16 protein-coding genes are annotated in these 17,512 nt (G+C 65.5%); 4 read left to right on the forward strand and 12 right to left on the reverse strand.

Going from position 1 to position 17,512, the window contains the following annotated elements; translation table 11 throughout:
* Positions 1-110 precede the first annotated feature (110 nt).
* Positions 111-1,445, forward strand: coding sequence for an MFS transporter (locus ACE10W_RS01640; RefSeq protein ID WP_011083823.1), 1,335 nt, complete (start codon positions 111-113; stop codon positions 1,443-1,445).
* Positions 1,446-1,651: 206 nt separating this feature from the next.
* Here the strand turns inward: ACE10W_RS01640 and ACE10W_RS01645 are convergent, their stop codons facing one another.
* The 11 genes from ACE10W_RS01645 to soxX all read right to left on the reverse strand — a co-directional run bounded on the left by ACE10W_RS01645 (position 1,652) and on the right by soxX (position 11,296).
* Positions 1,652-3,370, reverse strand: coding sequence for an amidohydrolase family protein (locus tag ACE10W_RS01645; RefSeq protein WP_304550319.1), 1,719 nt, complete (start codon positions 3,368-3,370; stop codon positions 1,652-1,654).
* A 195-nt stretch (positions 3,371-3,565) separates the two neighbouring features.
* Positions 3,566-4,774, reverse strand: coding sequence for an MFS transporter (locus ACE10W_RS01650; protein ID WP_304550320.1), 1,209 nt, complete (start codon positions 4,772-4,774; stop codon positions 3,566-3,568).
* 317 nt (positions 4,775-5,091) lie between these two features.
* Positions 5,092-5,274: a hypothetical protein gene (locus tag ACE10W_RS01655; protein ID WP_038965223.1), complete on the reverse strand. Its 183-nt coding sequence runs from the start codon at positions 5,272-5,274 to the stop codon at positions 5,092-5,094.
* Between the two features lie 89 nt (positions 5,275-5,363).
* Positions 5,364-6,401: an MBL fold metallo-hydrolase gene (locus tag ACE10W_RS01660; RefSeq protein ID WP_011083827.1), complete on the reverse strand. Its 1,038-nt coding sequence runs from the start codon at positions 6,399-6,401 to the stop codon at positions 5,364-5,366.
* A 286-nt stretch (positions 6,402-6,687) separates the two neighbouring features.
* Entirely contained in the window at positions 6,688-7,146 is a 459-nt protein-coding gene (locus ACE10W_RS01665) for a hypothetical protein (RefSeq protein ID WP_304550323.1), read from the reverse strand.
* Positions 7,143-8,894, reverse strand: a complete 1,752-nt coding sequence (soxB, locus tag ACE10W_RS01670) for a thiosulfohydrolase SoxB (protein ID WP_028172675.1) — start codon at positions 8,892-8,894, stop codon at positions 7,143-7,145. Before soxB ends, ACE10W_RS01665 begins: the two co-directional genes overlap by 4 nt.
* Before the next feature lie 44 nt (positions 8,895-8,938).
* Complete coding sequence (locus ACE10W_RS01675; RefSeq protein ID WP_011083830.1) at positions 8,939-9,244, reverse strand: hypothetical protein; 306 nt, start codon at positions 9,242-9,244, stop codon at positions 8,939-8,941.
* Entirely contained in the window at positions 9,241-10,104 is an 864-nt protein-coding gene (soxA, locus tag ACE10W_RS01680) for a sulfur oxidation c-type cytochrome SoxA (protein WP_028172676.1), read from the reverse strand. Before soxA ends, ACE10W_RS01675 begins: the two co-directional genes overlap by 4 nt.
* On the reverse strand, positions 10,104-10,415 hold the full coding sequence (gene soxZ, locus ACE10W_RS01685) for a thiosulfate oxidation carrier complex protein SoxZ (protein ID WP_011083832.1): 312 nt from the start codon (positions 10,413-10,415) through the stop codon (positions 10,104-10,106). Before soxZ ends, soxA begins: the two co-directional genes overlap by 1 nt.
* Positions 10,416-10,425: 10 nt before the next feature.
* Positions 10,426-10,917, reverse strand: a complete 492-nt coding sequence (soxY, locus tag ACE10W_RS01690; protein WP_011083833.1) for a thiosulfate oxidation carrier protein SoxY — start codon at positions 10,915-10,917, stop codon at positions 10,426-10,428.
* A gap of 25 nt (positions 10,918-10,942) precedes the next feature.
* Positions 10,943-11,296: a sulfur oxidation c-type cytochrome SoxX gene (soxX, locus tag ACE10W_RS01695; protein WP_028172677.1), complete on the reverse strand. Its 354-nt coding sequence runs from the start codon at positions 11,294-11,296 to the stop codon at positions 10,943-10,945.
* A gap of 261 nt (positions 11,297-11,557) precedes the next feature.
* On the opposite strand from soxX, the gene ACE10W_RS01700 reads away from it, so the two are divergent.
* On the forward strand, positions 11,558-12,229 hold the full coding sequence (locus ACE10W_RS01700) for a DUF938 domain-containing protein (RefSeq protein WP_304550327.1): 672 nt from the start codon (positions 11,558-11,560) through the stop codon (positions 12,227-12,229).
* Between the two features lie 252 nt (positions 12,230-12,481).
* Here the strand turns inward: ACE10W_RS01700 and ACE10W_RS01705 are convergent, their stop codons facing one another.
* Entirely contained in the window at positions 12,482-14,551 is a 2,070-nt protein-coding gene (locus ACE10W_RS01705) for a prolyl oligopeptidase family protein (RefSeq protein WP_304550329.1), read from the reverse strand.
* A gap of 197 nt (positions 14,552-14,748) precedes the next feature.
* Here ACE10W_RS01705 and ACE10W_RS01710 point away from each other — a divergent pair, with 197 nt between their 5' ends.
* Together ACE10W_RS01710 and ACE10W_RS01715 are read left to right on the forward strand one after the other, a co-directional pair.
* The gene (locus ACE10W_RS01710) at positions 14,749-15,996 is read left to right on the forward strand and encodes an MFS transporter (protein WP_271557089.1); all 1,248 of its coding nucleotides are present in this window, start codon (positions 14,749-14,751) and stop codon (positions 15,994-15,996) included.
* A gap of 220 nt (positions 15,997-16,216) precedes the next feature.
* The gene (locus ACE10W_RS01715) at positions 16,217-17,461 is read left to right on the forward strand and encodes an MFS transporter (protein ID WP_304550330.1); all 1,245 of its coding nucleotides are present in this window, start codon (positions 16,217-16,219) and stop codon (positions 17,459-17,461) included.
* Positions 17,462-17,512 lie beyond the last annotated feature (51 nt).

Consider the following 17,512-nt stretch of genomic DNA (forward strand, 5'->3'; position numbering starts at 1 on the left):
GCGTAGCACACCTGCCGCGGAAATGCCGGGGTTGCGTTGCCGTCGAAGCCGTTGTTAGCTCCAACAACGGCCAAATCAAAAAACTGCCAAAAAGACAGACGGGGAGAACGATGAGCGCTCAGGGAACGCCCATGGTGGCGGGCAAGACGACGACATCCAGGGAAACACCGAAGGGCGCCTGGACGGTCACCTTTCTGCTGTTTCTATTTATGCTGGTTAACTTCGCCGACAAGATCGTCGTCGGCCTCGCCGGCGTGCCGATCATGGCGGACCTGAAGCTCTCCCCGGAGCAGTTCGGCCTGCTCGGGTCTTCGTTCTTCTTCCTGTTCTCGATCTCGGCCATCGTGGTCGGCTTCATCGTCAACAAGGTGCCGACGCGCTGGGTGCTCCTGACGCTGGCGGTGGTCTGGGCGCTGGCGCAGTTTCCGATGGTCGGCACCGTCTCCTTCACCACGCTGCTGATCTGCCGCATCGTGCTGGGCGCCGGCGAAGGCCCGGCCTTCTCGGTCGCCGCGCACGCCATCTACAAATGGTTCCCCGACGAGAAGCGCACGCTGCCGACTGCGATCCTGTCGCAAGGCTCGGCTTTCGGCGTCATCCTGGCCGTGCCGGCGCTGAACTGGGTCATCGTCAATCACTCCTGGCACTACGCCTTCGGCGCGCTCGGCGTCGTCGGCCTGATCTGGGTCTGTGCCTGGCTCGCGCTCGGCAAGGAAGGCCCGCTGGAGGACACGCACACCCTTGCCGCCACCGAGACGAAAATTCCCTATCTCCAGCTTCTCACCTCGCGCACCTTCGTCGGCTGCGTCGCGGCAACCTTCGGGGCTTATTGGGCGCTGTCGCTGGGCCTGACCTGGTTCACGCCGTTCATCATCAAGGGCCTCGGTTTCTCGCAGAGCCAGGCCGGCTGGATTTCGACCCTGCCCTGGGTGTTCGGCGCGACCATCGTGATCCTGACGGGTTGGATCTCGCAACTGATGATGGCCCGCGGCTCGACCACGCGCGTCGCCCGCGGCGTGCTCGGCTCGGTCCCGTTGATGGTCGGCGGCCTGATCCTGGCTGCGATGCCGTATGTTCAGGGCGCCGGCCTTCAGCTCGCCTTGCTCGTGGTCGGAACGGGCCTGTGCGGCGCGATCTACGTCGTCTGTCCGCCCATGCTCGGCGAATTCACGCCGTCGTCGCAGCGCGGCGCGATCCTGGCGATCTACGGCGCGCTCTACACGCTCTCGGGCATCATCGCGCCCGCCGTGATGGGCACCGTGATCCAGCGCGCCGGCAGCATGCTCGACGGCTACATGACCGGCTTCACCATCAACGCCGTGATCATGGTCGGCTCCGGCCTGCTCGGCCTGGCCCTGCTCTGGCCGAACAGCGAAAAGGCTCGGCTGACGCGCGCTGCCGCCCCGCAGGCAGCGGCGCTGAAAGGCGCGGTGTCGCCGACGTAAGGGGTGGCAGGCGTTCAAGGCCCGCCACAAACACCGCTGTCGTCCCGGCGAAGGCCGGGACCCATAACCACAGGGAGTGGATTGAGGCGAAGCTGATAACTCCAAGTCTTCGCAAAACAATTGCCGGGGCGTATGGGTCCCGGCCTTCGCCGGGACGACACCGAATGTGAGGCGCGGCCTTCGCGTCTCACATGCATCCTACCGCGCTAGTTCACCACCCCCTGCGCGCCACGAATCAACTTCCCCGGCCGGCGCCCCGTGGCCGCGCCATGCCGCCGCGTCACCACGCCCGACACGATGGTCGCTTCATAGCCGTCGACGTCCTGCAACAGCCGCCGCCCGCCGACCGGCAGATCGTAATGCACCTTCGGCGGATGCAGATGCAGGCGGTCATAGTCGATCACGTTGATGTCGGCCTTGTAGCCGGGCGCAATCAGCCCGCGATCGGTGAGGCCGACCGAGAGCGCGGTCTTGCGTGACTGTGCCGCGACCACGAACGGGATCGACAGCTTCTCGCCGCGCGTGCGGTCGCGTGTCCAGTGCGTCAGCAGATAGGTCGGGAAGCTCGCATCGCAGATGATGCCGCAATGCGCGCCGCCATCGGACAGGCCCGGCACCGATTGCGGATCGATCAGCATCTCGCGCGTCGCATCGAGATTGCCGTCGGCATAGTTGAGGAACGGCACGTAGAGCATGCCGCGGCCTTCGTCCGACAGCATCGCGTCATAGGCGAGCTCCTCGGGCTTCCGGCCCTGCTTGCGCGCCTGCGGCCCCAGCGCGTTCTCCGGCGGCTGCTCGTAATCGGGAGGATCGCCGAGCAGGAACATCTTGTCGTAGTTGGGCCGGAAGAACAGCGGATCGTCGGTCGCGGTCGCCGTCTCGCTGAGGATCGCCTGGCGGACCTCCGGTTGATGCAGCCGCGCCAGCCGCTCCTTCAGCGGCAGATGCGCGATCGCCCTGTAGCTCGGATGGGTCTGGAACGGGTTGCGCGACAGCTCGAGCCCGAGCAGCAGGCCGACCGGGCGCGCCGCGATCTGCGCGGTGATGGAGAGGCCGCGCTGTGCGGCGGCATTGATCTCGTCCAGCGTCTGGCGCCAGCGCTGCGGCGCCTTGTCGTTCTGCGTGATCGAGAACGAGATCGGGCATTTCGTCGTGTCGGCGACCCGCAGCATCATCGGCAGGTCTTCGTCGATGGTGGAGAGATCGAGCACGAATTGCAGCACGCTGCGGCCCTCGCGATGCATCGCACCCGCGATCGCGGTGAGCTCGTCCTCGCCGGCCTTCAAGGTCGGCGTGAAGTCGCCGGTCGAGGTGCGGTGGTTGAGCGTGCGCGAGGTCGAGAAGCCGAGCGCGCCGGAGCGGACCGCTTCGCCCGCGAGCTTTGCCATCGCCGCATTGTCTTCCGCCGTGGACGGATCGCGGCGCGCGCCGCGCTCGCCCATGACATAGACCCGCAACGCCGCATGCGGCAGTTGCGCGCCGACGTCGATGTCGAAATCGCGCTTCGACAGCCAGCCCATGTAGTCCGGAAAGCTCTCCCAGGCCCAGGGAATGCCGGCGCTCAGCACCGGCTCGGGAATGTCCTCGACGCCTTCCATCAGCTGGATCAGGCGGGTGTGGTCGGCGGGCTTGCACGGCGCAAAGCCGACGCCGCAATTGCCCATGATCGCGGTGGTGACGCCGTTCTGCGAGGACGGCGTGATGTCCTGGCTCCAGGTGACCTGCCCGTCATAGTGGGTGTGGACGTCGACGAAGCCCGGCGTCACCAGTTTTCCGCGCGCGTCGATTTCTTCTTTGCCCTTGCCGGAGATCTTCCCGACCTCGCTGATTCTGCCGCCGGTGATGGCGACGTCGGCCTCGAACAGCTCGCCGCCGTTTCCATCCGCGACCGTGCCGCCGCGGATCACGAGATCAGGATTGGTCATGGTGTTTCTTCCCGCTTTGTTTTTGTTACACGCAGTTCTCTCTACTCGTCTTCCCGGACAAGCGTCAGCGCAGATCCGGGACCCATATCCACAGGGAGTAGTTTGGCGAAGACTCGGAGTGACCAGCTTCGCGCGACAACAACTCCCTGGCGTAATGGGTCCTGGCTTTCGCCAGGACGACAGTTGAACTTGTCGCTACGCCGCAGCCTGCCGCTTCCGCTCGGTGAACGGCGACAGCACCACGGTCGCCAGCATGAAGATCACGGAGGCGCCGAACACCCAGTGCGGCGCGCTCTGGTCCATGATCCAGCCGAACAAAAGCGGGCTGACGATGCCGCCGAGATTGAAGCCGGTGGAGACGATGCCGAAGGCGCGCCCCGCAGCGCCGGCGGGAGCGGCATTGCGCACCAGCATGTCGCGCGAGGGCGCGATCACGCCGGAGAGGAAGCCCGCCGCCGTCATCGTCGCGGTCAAAGCCCAGCCGGGCAATGTCACCAGTGCGATCAGGAGCACGATCGCCGCATTCGCGGCAAAGCAGGCGGCGGCGACATAGCCGTGACGCTCGGTGTGATCGGCGAGGAAGCCGCCTGCGAGCACGCCCGCGGCGCTGGCGCCGAGGAATGCGGTCAGGGCGATGTTGGCGATCGAATAAGAGGCGCCGTAGCCGCTCATCAGCGCAACCACGCCGAAATTGTTGATGCCGGCGACCGACAGGCTGAGCAGCATGAACAGCGCGGTCAGCGTGATCAGCGCCGGCGTGACGACGGCCTGCTTCGGCGCGCTCTCGTGACCGGGCTTTTTCTTGTGCGCGCCGGCCTCGGGGATGCCCATGGCCACCAGCAGCAACGCCACCAGAATGGCGATCGCGCCGGAGGCGATCAATGCGCCGACGCCACCCGATACGGTGACCAGCGCGGCGACGATCGCCGGCGTCACGGCGCCGCCGAGATAGCCGGCAAAGGTGTGGATCGAAAAGGCGCGGCCCATCCGCGCCTCGTCCATGTGCTCCGCCAGGATGGCGTAGTCGGCGGGATGATAGACGCTGTTGGCGAGCCCGAGCAGCACGGCGCAGGCGATCAGCGAGGCGTAGCTGAGGTGCAGGCCGAGCAGGATCAGCGCGCAGCCGCCGAGTGTCAGCCCGATCAGCAGGATCTTCCGCGCGCCGAAATGGTCGACGAGATAGCCGGTCGGCGCCTGCGTCAGGCCCGATACGACGGCAAGGGTCGTGAGCGCGAAGCCGAGCTCGACATAGCCGACGCCGAGCCTGTCCTTCAGGAACGGAAACAGCATCGGCAGAACCAGCAGATGGAAATGGCTGACCCAATGCGCGATCGAGATTCCCGTCAGCGTGCGCAGCGCGCTGTCCGCCTTGCCTTGCTGCGGTGCGGCGAGAACATCGACCATTGCAGTTCCGATTCACTCCCTGAAGGGAGCGCAAACTATCGGGGACAGCGGTTATTTGTCCATGAACGCAGGCGCATGGCAGGTAGCGCGGGTGGCGCCGCTGTCTCAATCATTACCCGACGATGCGATCGGGCACACTGCGCTCCCTCCCCCCTTGCGGGGGAGGGCTGGGGAGAGTGGTAGCCCAGCAAAAGGTCTATCCGTGGTCGATGCAAAGATCGTCGCGCTCTCGAAAGAGTGTGCCGTGTGGCACCCCTCTCCCTAACCCTCCCCCGCAAGGGGGGAGGGAACGCACCATTCGTGGGGCAGGCTTCAATTCACAACGGCTCGTCATCGGGACCGTACCGGTCGCGCTTCGGCGTTGCGATGTCGCCGTCTTCGTAATCGTCGTCGTCGGTGTCGCGCGGCAGCGGCTTCTTCGCCTTGTCGTCCGCCAGCTTCTCGCTGGCGGTTTTGGGCGGCGCGCTCGGCTTGGCGGTCTTGTTGACGGTCTTGGCCATGGCTGTTCCCGGATGGTGATGCTGCATCCGATCCTAGTCCCAATATGTGGGCGGTTCCTGACTTATCTCAAGAACGGCGCGTCGGGGCGTCAGTGCACCACCGGTCCGCCCGCCTTCTTCCAGGCATCGATACCGCCGGCGATATGGGCGGTATTGGCGAGGCCCGCCTCCTTCGCCGCCGCGACGGCCATCGCCGAGCGTTCGCCGAAGGCGCAGAAGAACACGATGCGGCGGCCGGTGGCGGCCGCGACCTCGCGCAGCATGCCGCCGGGCTTCAGGCTCTCCTCGACGGACGGATAGGGCGTGTGCAGGGCGCCCTCGAGCATGCCGTGTTTCATTCGCTCGTTGGTCTCGCGCAGATCGACCAGCAGGATGTCAGGCCGGCCCAGGACGCGGATCGCCTCGCTGGCGGTCAGCGCGCGGCCCTCCTTTTCCAGCTCCTCCTGATGCAGGCCGACGCGCATGTTGGCGGGCACCGCCACGTCCATCATCTTCGGATTGGGCAGCTTCAGGTTCGCCATCAGCTCGATATATTCGTCGACCGAGCGCACCTGGAGCCGCGGATTGTAGCGCTTCTCCTCGCCGATGGTGGAGACGGTGTCGCCCTTGTAGTCATGCGCCGGGAACACCATCGTCTCGTCCGGCAGCTTGAGCAGGCGATTGAAGATCGAATCGTACTGCGCGCGCGAGGAGCCGTTCTGGAAATCGGTGCGGCCGGTACCGCGGATCAGCAGCGTGTCGCCGGTGAAGACGCGGTCGCCCATCAGGTAGGAATAGGAATCGTCGGTGTGGCCGGGCGTGTACATCACGTCGAGCGACAGCCCCTCGATCGTCACCTTGTCGCCGTCGGCGACACGCATCGCCACCACGTCGGCCTTGGTCTGGTCGCCCATCACGGTCATGCAATGGGTGCGGTCGCGCAGCTCGCCGAGGCCGGTGACGTGGTCGGCATGAAGGTGGGTATCGACCGCCTTGACCAGCTTGAGGTCGAGCTCGCGCAGCAATTGGCAATAGCGGTCGACCTTCTCCAGCACGGGATCGAGGATCAGCGCCTCGCCGCCGTGGCGGCTGGCAAGGACGTAGCTGTAGGTGCCCGAAACACTGTCGAAGAGCTGGCGGAAGATCATGGCAAGACCCGGCGTGGAACTGATTGGAAATTCTACTACGGTTCTGGTCGAAAAGAGAAGCAATCCACTGTGAAGATGGGAAAATTTAGAAGATCTTTATTGTGAGGTAATGGGCCCGCGCGCTCCTCGTCACATACTCACTGTCATCGCCCGCCTTGTGCGCAATTGCGCACTGGGGCGGGCGATCCAGTATTCCAGAGACAGCGAGAGGTACGGAGAAGCCGCGGCGTACTGGATTCCCCGCCTGCGCGGGGAATGACAGCGCCGGGTGAGGCGTCGGCGCCCCCTACGGCCGCACCACCGTGTACCCATTCTCCGCCAGGAACAGGATCTGCCCGACCCCGACCTGCACCGGCGTCGCGGCGGGGATGAACTCCGGCCGCTTGCCTGTCTCCCGCTCGACCGTGTCGACGGTGTTGAGGCAGATGTCGAAGCGCACGCCTTGCGCGATCAGGCGCTCGACCTGCTTGCGGCGCTCGCTGTTCGACAGCAGCAGGTCGATGCCGGGTCCGAATGCCACCACCTCGATCGCGACCTTGTCGGGGGCGTAGGCCTTCAGGAGATTGTTGGCGACGCTGAGCACCAGCGCCTGCTTCCTGGCGTCGCCGTCGGAGAGCTGCAGCACGATCTTGTGCTCGGCGAACGGCTTGTCCTGAAGCGGCACCTGCTGCGCAAAAGCCGGCGGCATCGCGGCCAAGGCGAGCAGCGCCAGCATCATCGCGCGAAACATTTGCGAGCGCGTCATCCCTGTCCCGCAATGCCCGGATTGTTCTCGACGCCCTTCAGCGTGACGCCGGAGCCGAGCCGCTCCGAAAGCATCCGGCCCGAGCGCAGATATTTGGCCACCACGTCCCACACCGGTGCGCCCTGCTGGCCGTTGACCGAGGCCCAGCCCGCGACCTTGTAGCGGTGGTTGGCGCTGATCGCCTTGCCGTTGTTGAGCTTCAGCTCAGAGATGCGGCCGCCGATCGCACCCGCCGGCGTGCAGGTGTAGCTGAGGCCGCCGGCGCGCACCATGTCGCCGCCCTGCTGGTAATAGGGATCGGCGTTGAAGAGATTGTCGCAGATGTCCTCCAGCACGTCCTTGATCTGGGCGCCGGTCATTTCCTGCACATAGGTCTCGGGATAGCTGATCGCGGTTTCCGCGAGCACGTCCTCCATGGTCAGCGCCTGGCCGGACAGCGCGGTGACGCCCCAGCGGAAGCCCGGCGACAGCGCGATCTCGGCGTCGAGCTCGCTGCGCAACGCGGTGCAGATCAGCTCGTCGACCGGGCCGGAGAAATTGCCGCGGCGATAGAGCAGGCGGTCGAGCGTTGCGATCTTCTCCGACCAGTCGGCCACGTGCGGCGCGCGAACCCGGCCGATCAGCTCGGCCATCGCCGGATCAGGCTTCAGCAGCTCGGAATAGACCGGCAGCAGGTGATATTTGACGCCACTGACCTTGCCCTTGTCGAGCGCGAGATCGAGCACGCCCAGAAATTTCCCGTTGGAGCCGGCATTGGTGACGAGTGTCGTGCCGCCGGCGTTCGTCACGGGAATCGGCTGCGGCACGGCGTCGTGGGTGTGGCCGCCGAGGATGACGTCGATGCCGGTGACGCGGCTCGCGAGCTTGAGGTCGACGTCCATGCCGTTGTGCGACAGCAGGATGACGGCATCGACCTTCTCGGCGGTGCGCAAGGCATCGACATGCTTCTGGAGCTCTTCCTCGCGGATGCCGAAGGTCCAGTCCGGCGTGAACCGCTTTGGATGCGCGATCGGCACGTAAGGGAAGGCTTGGCCGACGATCGCGATGCGATGACCGCCGAGCTCCTTGATCACGGAGGGCTTGAAGACGCGCCCCGTCGCCTTGTCGAAGGCGCGGGCGTCGTTGAACGCGGCTTCCTCGGTCAGGAACACGTTCTGCGCCAGGAACTCGCCCTTGAAGCGCTCGAGATTGTCGCGCAGCGCCTGCTCGCCATAGGTGAATTCCCAATGCCCGGTCATCGCCTCGATGCCGAGCAGATTGGCGACCTCGACCATGTCGCGGCCCTGCATGACGTTGGCAAGCCCCGTGCCCTGCCAGAGATCGCCGCCGTCGACGAGCAGCGAATCTCTTTCGCCGACATCGCCGCGCAAGCGATCGACCAGCGTCTTCAGATGGGCAAAGCCACCGAGCTTGCCGAAGCGCGCCGCAGACTTCTCGAACTCGAAGCAGGTGAAGGCATAGGCATCGGCGCTGTCGGGCCGGATTCCGAACCGCTCGAGAAAGGCGCGGCCGACCAGATGCGGCGGCCGTCCCGCCATCTCCCCGATTCCGATATTGACGCTGGGCTCGCGGAAATAGACCGGGTTGAGCTGCGCATGCGTGTCGGTGATGTGCAGGATCCGGGCATGGCCGAAACGTTCGAGGTCGTAAATGCTCGCCGCTTCAGTGCCGCGCGCAAGCCGCGGCAGGCCGAGCGATGCTGCGGCAACGCCTGCACTCTTCAGGAAATCACGGCGGCGGATCGCCATCCAGAATCCTCCGCGCCTCATCGGCAGTTCAACTGAGGTCCAGTCTAGCGGATTTCCATCGCCTTCCAGGCCTCTTTTTCGGACGTGGCCTGGAAGATCGACGCCTTCGCCAGCGCCTCGGCCTCCTTGGCTGCGGCCAGGGCGCGGTCGAAATCGCCGCCATCGGCTGCCTTCTTCGCCGCCGCCAGCGTCGAGACGGTCACGGTCCACTGATTGCGCATGCCGGCTGCCTCCTTGGAGGCGGCTTCGGCGGCGGCATAGGCCGCCTTGTAATCCGCCTCATTCGCCGCGCGCGCCGTTGGCGCGAGGCTAAGGGCGAGCAGCATGGCGAGAGGAAGTGACCGCTTCATGGCCGCGCTCCCGGTCCTGATATCGGCAGTCCGTTGGCGACGTAGGACAGGAAATATTCGACGTCGCGATATTCATCCGCCTGCGGCTCCAGCGGAACCGCCCGGGTCTGGCTGTTGCAGGTGACGAAGCGGCGGCTGGTCGTGCCCATGCCGCTCCATTCGGAGCGGTAGATCGGCATCGCGTTCAAAATGCCGAGCGCCGGCGCCAGGATCTCGGCGCGGATGCGCTCGCCCGGGCTCTGCACATGGCAGCTCGCGCAGGAGAAATTCATCTGGCCGCGCCGCGTGTAGAAATAGCGCTTGCCGTTCTCGAACGCGGCGAGCGCGCGGGGATCGTCGGGAATCTTGATGTCCATCAGCTTGCCGCGCGAGGTGAAGGCCATATAGGCGGTCAGCGAGGCCATCTCGTCCTTGACGTAGGAATAGGGCGCCTCGCCGTTGGCCTCGCGGCAGCGGTTGAGCGCGAGCTCCAGCGTGACGACCTTGCCCTCCTTCTCATCGAAGTAGGGATAGTTCTGGCGGATGCCGATGCCGCCATTCGGGAAGCAGTCGGCATAGGTCTTGCCGTTCTTGAACGGGGTGGCGAACATCTCCTTGCCGGCGTCGAGCGCGAACTCGTAGGGCGGGAATTCCTCCTTCTCCTGCCACTGCCGCTTCATGTCCTCGTTCATGGAATAAGGGCCGTTGACGAAATCCTCGTGCTTCACGGTCGGAAACTTCTGGAAGAAGAAGTTCTGGAACGCTTTTGCGTCGGCAACTGGATCGACCTTGTCGGCCGCGATCACGCGCGGCGAGGTGAGGGCGACCGCGACGAGCGCGGCGCTGAGCGAACCAAGCAGGAGGGCGGAGCGGGCCTTCATCACGCGATCTTCGCGGTGGTCGTATCCGACCCGCCCTTGTTGTCGGTCCAAGAGATCTTGATGTCGTCGCCCTTCTTGGCGCCCTTGAAGCTGAACTTCACATAGGGGTCCTTGGAGATGGCGGTGCCCCAATCGGCGACGAAGACGTCCTTGCCGTTACATTCGAACTTCAGTTGCTGGATGAAATGCGCGGGGATCACCTCGCCCTTGGCGTCCTTGACCAGGCCGGTGTCCATGGGGTGCTGGATCAGCGCCTGCACTTCGGTGATGTCGCCGTTTGCGGTCGCGCGCACGCGAATGCTGGATGCCATGTCGATCTCCTTAGCCGCCGCAGCCGCCGACGGTGACTTTGACTTCCTTGGTCGCGCTGTAGAGCTTGCCGTCGGCTTCCACGATCGCGGTCACGTTGGTGGTCTTCGCCATCTTCAGCCGGTTGGCGACAGCCGGGATCGTGCCGTCGGGAATCTTGTAGGACGCGGCGAGCGCGTTCGGGTTCTCGGCCACGAAGAACGAGATCGAGGTCACCTTCTCCAGCGTCGTCGTCACCGAGATCGGAACCACGCCGCCATTCTCGGCGATCTCCGGCGCATCCAGCTTGACCTTGTCGGAGGGCTCGGCGGTCTTGCCGTAGAGCGCCTTGATCGCGTCCGCTTCGTTCTTCAGCTTGAACGCTTCTTCCGGATATTTGTCGTTGGCCGCGGCGTACGCGGGCGCCACGCCGAACGGCAGATTGCCGAGGCCGAGCAGCGCGACGGAGGCTGCGCCCTGAAGGATCAGGCGCCGCGTCGCAAGGGGGCCGGTGGTCGTGGTCATCTGAGCTCTCCTGGCGTGCCTGAAGTCACAGGGTTTGCAGGAAATCAACGATTGCGCTGATCTCCTGGTCGGTCAAAATCCGGTTCCGGCCGAACGGCGGCATCATGGTCTGCGGATTGCGTTTGGTCTCGTCGAAGATGATCGCGGCCAGCTCGTTGCGATCAGGGTATTTCGCCTTGAGGTCCTTCAGCTCCGGGCCGATCGTTCCCGGCAGGTCGCCGCCCTTGATGACGTGACAGGTCAGGCAATTGCCCTTGCCACGGTCGAAGGCGAGCTTCTGGCCCTCGGCCACGGCGGATTGCGCCCGCGCCGGGCTGGCGAGGCCGGCGGCGAAGGCCAGCAAAAGGAGCAGGGCAGGCATCCGGGAAAAGGCGGTCAAGGCGTCATTCCGAGGCGTTATGGCGATGCACTCGATCGCGGAAATAGCAGCGTTCCAAAGCACAAAGGGCATCACCTGACAATCAGGACTATGCACGCGGCAAAATGGAGTTAATATCTTCCGCATTGCAACTAAAGAGATTATTTGTTCGGCCGATTTGGCCGCGAGAGTAAGGTCCGTGAGCGCGGGCCGGCTGTTTCGAGGGCGTTTGGGCGCTCCTGCTGTTTTCATCGTGTTCTCGTTTTTTCAAGGGGACGTCACTTGGCTGAATATGTCGTCGAATTTGGCAGGGACGGCGGACGGGTCGAGCCCGATGGGCGGCTCGATGCACCGGCATTCCATCGCAATCACGAGCCGCTCCGGGCGGCTCTGGAAAAGCACCTTGCCGGCTGTTCCGGAAACGTTGTCGAGGTCGGCAGCGGAACCGGCCAGCACGTGGTCCATTTCGCCCGCCATACGCCCGACCTGGTCTGGTGGCCGAGCGACCTCAACCAGCGGCACGTGAAGAGCATCGAGGCCTGGCGCGTCCATTCGGGCCTGCCAAACATCCGCTCGCCGTTGCGGATCGATCTCTCCGATCCCGGCTGGTGTCCGGAAATGCGAAGCGGGCGGGGGCCGACGAACCTCGCCGCCGTGTTCTGCGCCAACGTCATCCATATCGCGCCATGGACCGTGGCCGAAGGCCTGTTCGCCGGCGCCGGTCGCTATTTGAGGGCCGACGGCAAGCTGTTCCTCTACGGCCCGTTCAAGCGCGACGGCAAGCATACCGCGCTCAGCAACGCCGTGTTCGACACCTCATTGCGCGAAGGCAATCCCGACTGGGGCGTGCGCGACATCGGCGATGTCGAGACGCTCGCGCGAGGCGCCGGCCTTGGTCTCGTCGATACGATCGAGATGCCGGCGAACAATCTGACGCTGGTGTTTGCGCGCTAGGTTGGCGCTTCTGACTTGGGTCCGGGTGCACGCCACAGCGGCGGTGCGCTCCCTCCCCCCTTGTGGGGGAGGGCGGGGGAGAGGGGTGGCCCGGGAAAAGGTCTATCCGTCTGCGACTGTACGGCGCGCGCAAATCGAGAGAGTCCCCGTGTGATATCCCTCTCCCTGCCCCTCCCCCGCAAGGGGGGAGGGAATGAGAGAGCGGTGCCCGCCTCACGTCGTGAAGCTACACACGCGCAGAGGACGTATTGACTACGCCTCGCCGTCCCGCCAACCGATCTTGTCCCTGAGGAATCGAAAGCCCAGCACCTCAAAACCGGCGCGCTCCTTGTTGTCCTTGCCGTAGCCGTGACCGCCGGCTGCCGGCTCGTAGAGCCAGGCCTCATAGCCCATCGCCTGGAGTTTTGCCGCCATCTTGCGGGCATGGCCGGGATGGACGCGGTCGTCGCGCCGCGTGGTGGCGATCAGGATCGGCGGATAGGCCTGGCCGGGCTTTGCGTTGTGATAGGCGGAGTAGGTCTTCAGCCACTCCCATTCGTCGGGCTTGTCGGGGTCGCCATATTCCGCGATCCAACTCGCGCCTGCGAGCAGCTTGGTGTAGCGGCGCATGTCGATCAGCGGGATGGTGCAGAACAGCGCGCCGAAGCGTTCGGGGTAGCGCACCAGCATGTTGGTGATGAGGATGCCGCCGTTCGATCCGCCCTGCGCTGCGATGCGCTTCGCGCTCGTCACGCCGCGGCGGACGAGATCGGCGGCAACGGCCGCGAAATCGTCATGCGACAGCTTCTTGCCGGCGAGCCGGCCGGCATCGTGCCAGCGCGTGCCGAATTCGCCGCCGCCGCGCAGATTCGCCTGCACCGTTGTGCCGCCGCGCTCCAGCCACAGCTTGCCGAGCGATGGATTGTAATACGGCTTCACCGCGACGGCGAAGCCGCCATAGGCGCTCATATAGACCGGCGCATCGCCGGTCTCCTTGGCAGGACCGGTCTGCACATAGGGAATGCGCTCGCCGTCGATCGAGATCGCCTCGTGTTGCGTCACCACGAGGCCGTCGGCGGTGAACGTCTTCGGCGCCTGCTTCAGCACGGTCGGGCTTGCGACGCCGCGCTCCAACAGCAGCAGCGAGGGCGGCGTGAGCGGATCCTGCACGTTGGCGAGCAGGTCGCCATTGCTCTCGGAGGGATGACGGTCGAGCGGCCAGATATCGACGACGCCGATCTGCGGGAGGCCGGGAAGCGTGGCGCGGCTCCAGCCCGCGGCGGACGGCGTGCAGATCTCGAATTGCGGCTTGAGCTCGTCGAGGATCGACAGCACCAGCTTGCTGCCCGCCCAGAACAGGCCCTGCAATGCGCGCCGCGGGCCGGGCTCGAACAGGACCGCGAAATCGCGGCTGCCGGCGAGGAACGCCGAGAGCGAGATGCCGAGCACGGTGTCGGTGGCAAAGGTTCGGCCTCCGGCCGACCAGTCCTTGCGCAGCTTCATCGCGAACCAGTCGCCATGCGCCTGCATCCAGACGCCGGTCGGCAGGTCGAGCTTCGTCGTCGCACCGGTCGCATCGCGCAGCCAGATCGCGTGATTGAAGAAGTCGATCTGATCGACGATCCAGACCCGCGGCGCCGATCCGGTGTCGTCGGCCATGCCGGAGACCGCCATGTGATCGGCGGTGGTCTCGATGATCACCTGCGCCTGATCGGCAGGCTGGCCACGCCGCCACAGGCGAACGGTCCGCGCATATCCGGAGCTCGTCGCCATGCCCTCGCCATGCGCGCTCGACAGCAGCAGCGTGTCCTGATCGAGCCAGTCAACGCCGCCCTTGGCTTCCGGCAGCGTAAAGCCGTCCGCCACGAAGCTCTTCGTGTCCAGGTCGAATTCCCGCAAGGTGACGGCGTCGCTGCCGCCGCGCGACAGGCTCAGAATCGCCCGCGAGCTTGCCGGCATGGTGACGATCGAGCTCAGCAGCCAATCCTCGCCCTCCTTTGCCGCGAGCTGGTCGATGTCCAGCATGATCTCCCACGCCGGGCTCGCTTTGCGAAACTCCGCCAGATTGGTTCGCCGCCACAGGCCGCGCGGGTTGGTGGCGTCCTTCCAGAGGTTGTGCAGATCGCTGCCGCGCCGGCTGACATAGGGGATGTTGTCGGGACGATCGTAGATCGCCGCGAGGATATCGCGGTCGCGCGCGAAGGCCGCTCCGCCGAATGCGTCGAGCGTCAGGCTGTTCTGCCGCTCCACGAAATCGAGCGCGTGCTTGCCTTCGATCTCCTCCAGCCAGAGCCAGGGATCGTCGTCGGGAGCGCTGAGCGTAGGCCTGTCGTCGACCGTCATGAACGAAACTCCCAAAAGTCGCGGCGGATAGGATTTGATCGAGCGCAAGCCGTCAAGAGCGCAGCCCGCTATCATCTGGCCGATTGCGTCAGAGGCATGGCCTGCGCCCGTTTGCGCCGGTTGCCCGCCCTCCCGCGCCGCTCCATAGTGCCGGGAATCAACAAAGCCCTTGTGAGCCCGTTGGGGCGGAAATGCCGATGCTTGACGTGACTTCAGCCAATCAGATCGCCGCCGACGCCCGCGTGCGTGCCAATGTGGTGCGCCTTGCTGCCGCGCAGGCGCTGACCGGCGCCAACTCGGCTGTGATCTTCGCCACCGGCGCGATCGTCGGCGCTACGCTCGCGCCCGACATGTCGTTCGCGACCGTGCCGATCTCGATGTATGTGGTGGGCCTTGCCGCCGGCACGCTGCCGACCGGCGCGATCTCGCGCCGCTTCGGCCGCCGCGCCGCCTTCGTCATCGGTACCGGTCTGGGCGCGCTCACCGGCCTGCTCGGCTCGTTCGCCATCCTGCACGGCTCGTTCGCGCTGTTCTGCATCGCGACCTTTCTCGGTGGCCTCTATGGCTCGGTGGCGCAGTCCTATCGCTTCGCCGCCGCCGATGGCGCCAGCGCGGTCTACCGGCCCAAGGCGGTATCCTGGGTGATGGCGGGCGGCGTGTTCGCCGGCGTGCTCGGTCCGCAGCTCGTGCAGTGGACCATGGATGTCTGGCAGCCCTATCTGTTCGCCTTCAGCTTCCTGGTGCAGGCTGCGGTGGCGCTGGTCGCCATGGGCATCGTCGCCGGCGTCGACATGCCGAAGCCGGCGCCGGCCGATCTGCATGGCGGCCGGCCGCTGCTCACGATCGTGACCCAGCCGCGCTTCATCGCGGCGGCGCTATGCGGCGTCATCTCCTATCCCATGATGAATCTGGTGATGACCTCGGCGCCGCTCGCCATGAAGCTGTGCGGCCTCAGCGTTTCCGATTCCAATTTCGGCATTCAATGGCACATCGTCGCCATGTACGGGCCGAGCTTCTTCACCGGCGCGCTGATCGCGCGCTTCGGCGCACCGAAGATCGTCGCCGCCGGCCTGCTGCTCGAGGCCGGCGCCGCCACCATCGGTCTCTCCGGCCTCACGGCGATGCATTTCTGGGCCACGCTGATCGTGCTCGGCGTGGGGTGGAATTTCTCCTTCATCGGCGCCTCCGCCCTGGTCTTGGAGACGCACCGGCCGCAGGAGCGCAACAAGGTGCAGGCCTTCAACGATTTCCTGGTGTTCGGCATGATGGCGATCGGCTCGTTCTCGTCAGGGCAATTGCTCGCCAATTACGGCTGGTCCGCGGTGAACATGGTGGTGTTCCCGCCGGTCGTGCTGGGGCTTGCCGTGCTCTCGCTCGTCTCCTGGGCGCGCCGCCGCAAGGCGCGGCTGGACGCCGCCATGGGCGAGTTCCCGGACGCGGTCTGATGGCGGGAGGCTGTCAGCAACGTTGATACTTCGATCCAGGTCGAAGTGATTTTTGGGAGCCGCGTTGTTACATGATGCTCGTCATGAACAGGCTCGTCAGGCCAGCAACGTCCTTCATTTTCTGCCGTCATTCCGGGGCACCCGAAGGGTGAACCCGGAATCTCGAGATTCCGGGTTCGATGCTTTGCATCGCCCCGGAAAGACGGCGAGGAGCAAAGAAATGCTCGACAATCCCCGCCACGCAGCTCCGATCGACGAATCCTCCCTCCGCTATGAAGGCTGGCGCATCGTCGCGGTTTGCTTCCTGCTCGCGACCTTCGGCTGGGGGCTCGGCTTTTATGGCCAGAGCGTCTATGTCGCCGAGCTCCAGCGCGCGCGGGGCTGGCCGGCCTCGCTGATCTCCGCGGGGACGACGTTCTTCTATCTGTTCGGTGCGCTGCTCGTCGTCTTCGTCGGCGAGGCCGTCCGAAAATACGGCCCGCGCCTCTGCCTGATCGCGGGCACGCTGGCGATGGCCGCCGCGGCGGTCGCGATCGGCGCGGTGCGCGAGCCCTGGCAGCTTTATCTCGCCGACGCCGTGCTCGCCTTCGGCTGGGCCGGCACCAGTCTCGCCATGATCACCAACACGATCAGCCTATGGTTCGACCACAAGCGCGGCATGGCGATCAGCCTCGCGCTGAACGGCGCCAGCTTCGGCGGCATTGTCGGCGTGCCGCTGCTGGTGACCATGATCAGCCATGTTGGATTCGCGACGGCGATGTACGCCACCGCAGGCGCCATGCTGGTGCTGCTCGTGCCGGTGATCCTGCTCGCCGTCGGCCGGCCGCCCGAGCACCATGGCTGGCATGCGGCAGCGAAGGCAAAGCCGCAATCGTCGGCGCAAATCCGCGCGCACGCGCTGCGCGACGTCGACTTCCTCACGGTGACGATTGCCTTCGCGCTGGTGCTTTTCGCGCAAGTCGGCTTCATCGTGCACCTGATCTCGTTCCTCGACCCGGTGATCGGCCGCGAGCGCGCCGCCGTGGCGGTTGCGGTGCTGACGGCGATGGCGGTGGTCGGCCGCGTGCTGTTCTCGATGGTGATCGACCGGCTCAACCAGCGCCTCGCCTCGGCGCTGTCGTTCCTCAGCCAGGCCGCGGCGCTCCTCGTCGTCATCAACCTGCACAACGACTACGTGCTGATCGCGGCCTGTGCCGTGTTCGGCTTCTCGGTCGGCAACCTCATCACGCTGCCCTCGCTGATCGTGCAGCAGGAGTTCGATTCCGCCTCGTTCGGCGTGCTGATCAGCCTGAACACCGCGATCAACCAGGTGACCTACGCGTTCGGCCCCGGCGTGGTCGGCTTCCTGCGCGATTTCTCCGGCGGCTATGCGCTGCCGTTCTATCTGTGCATCGCGCTGGAGGTGGCGGCGGCGGCGCTGATCATGGTGCGGGGGAAGCCTCATAGGGTGGGCAAAGGCGCATAGCGCCGTGCCCACCATCTTCTCAACGAGTGCCGCGAGAATTGGTGGGCACGC

It is taken from the genome of Bradyrhizobium sp. B025, assembly GCF_042257955.1.
In the GTDB taxonomy this organism is placed as follows: domain Bacteria; phylum Pseudomonadota; class Alphaproteobacteria; order Rhizobiales; family Xanthobacteraceae; genus Bradyrhizobium; species Bradyrhizobium diazoefficiens.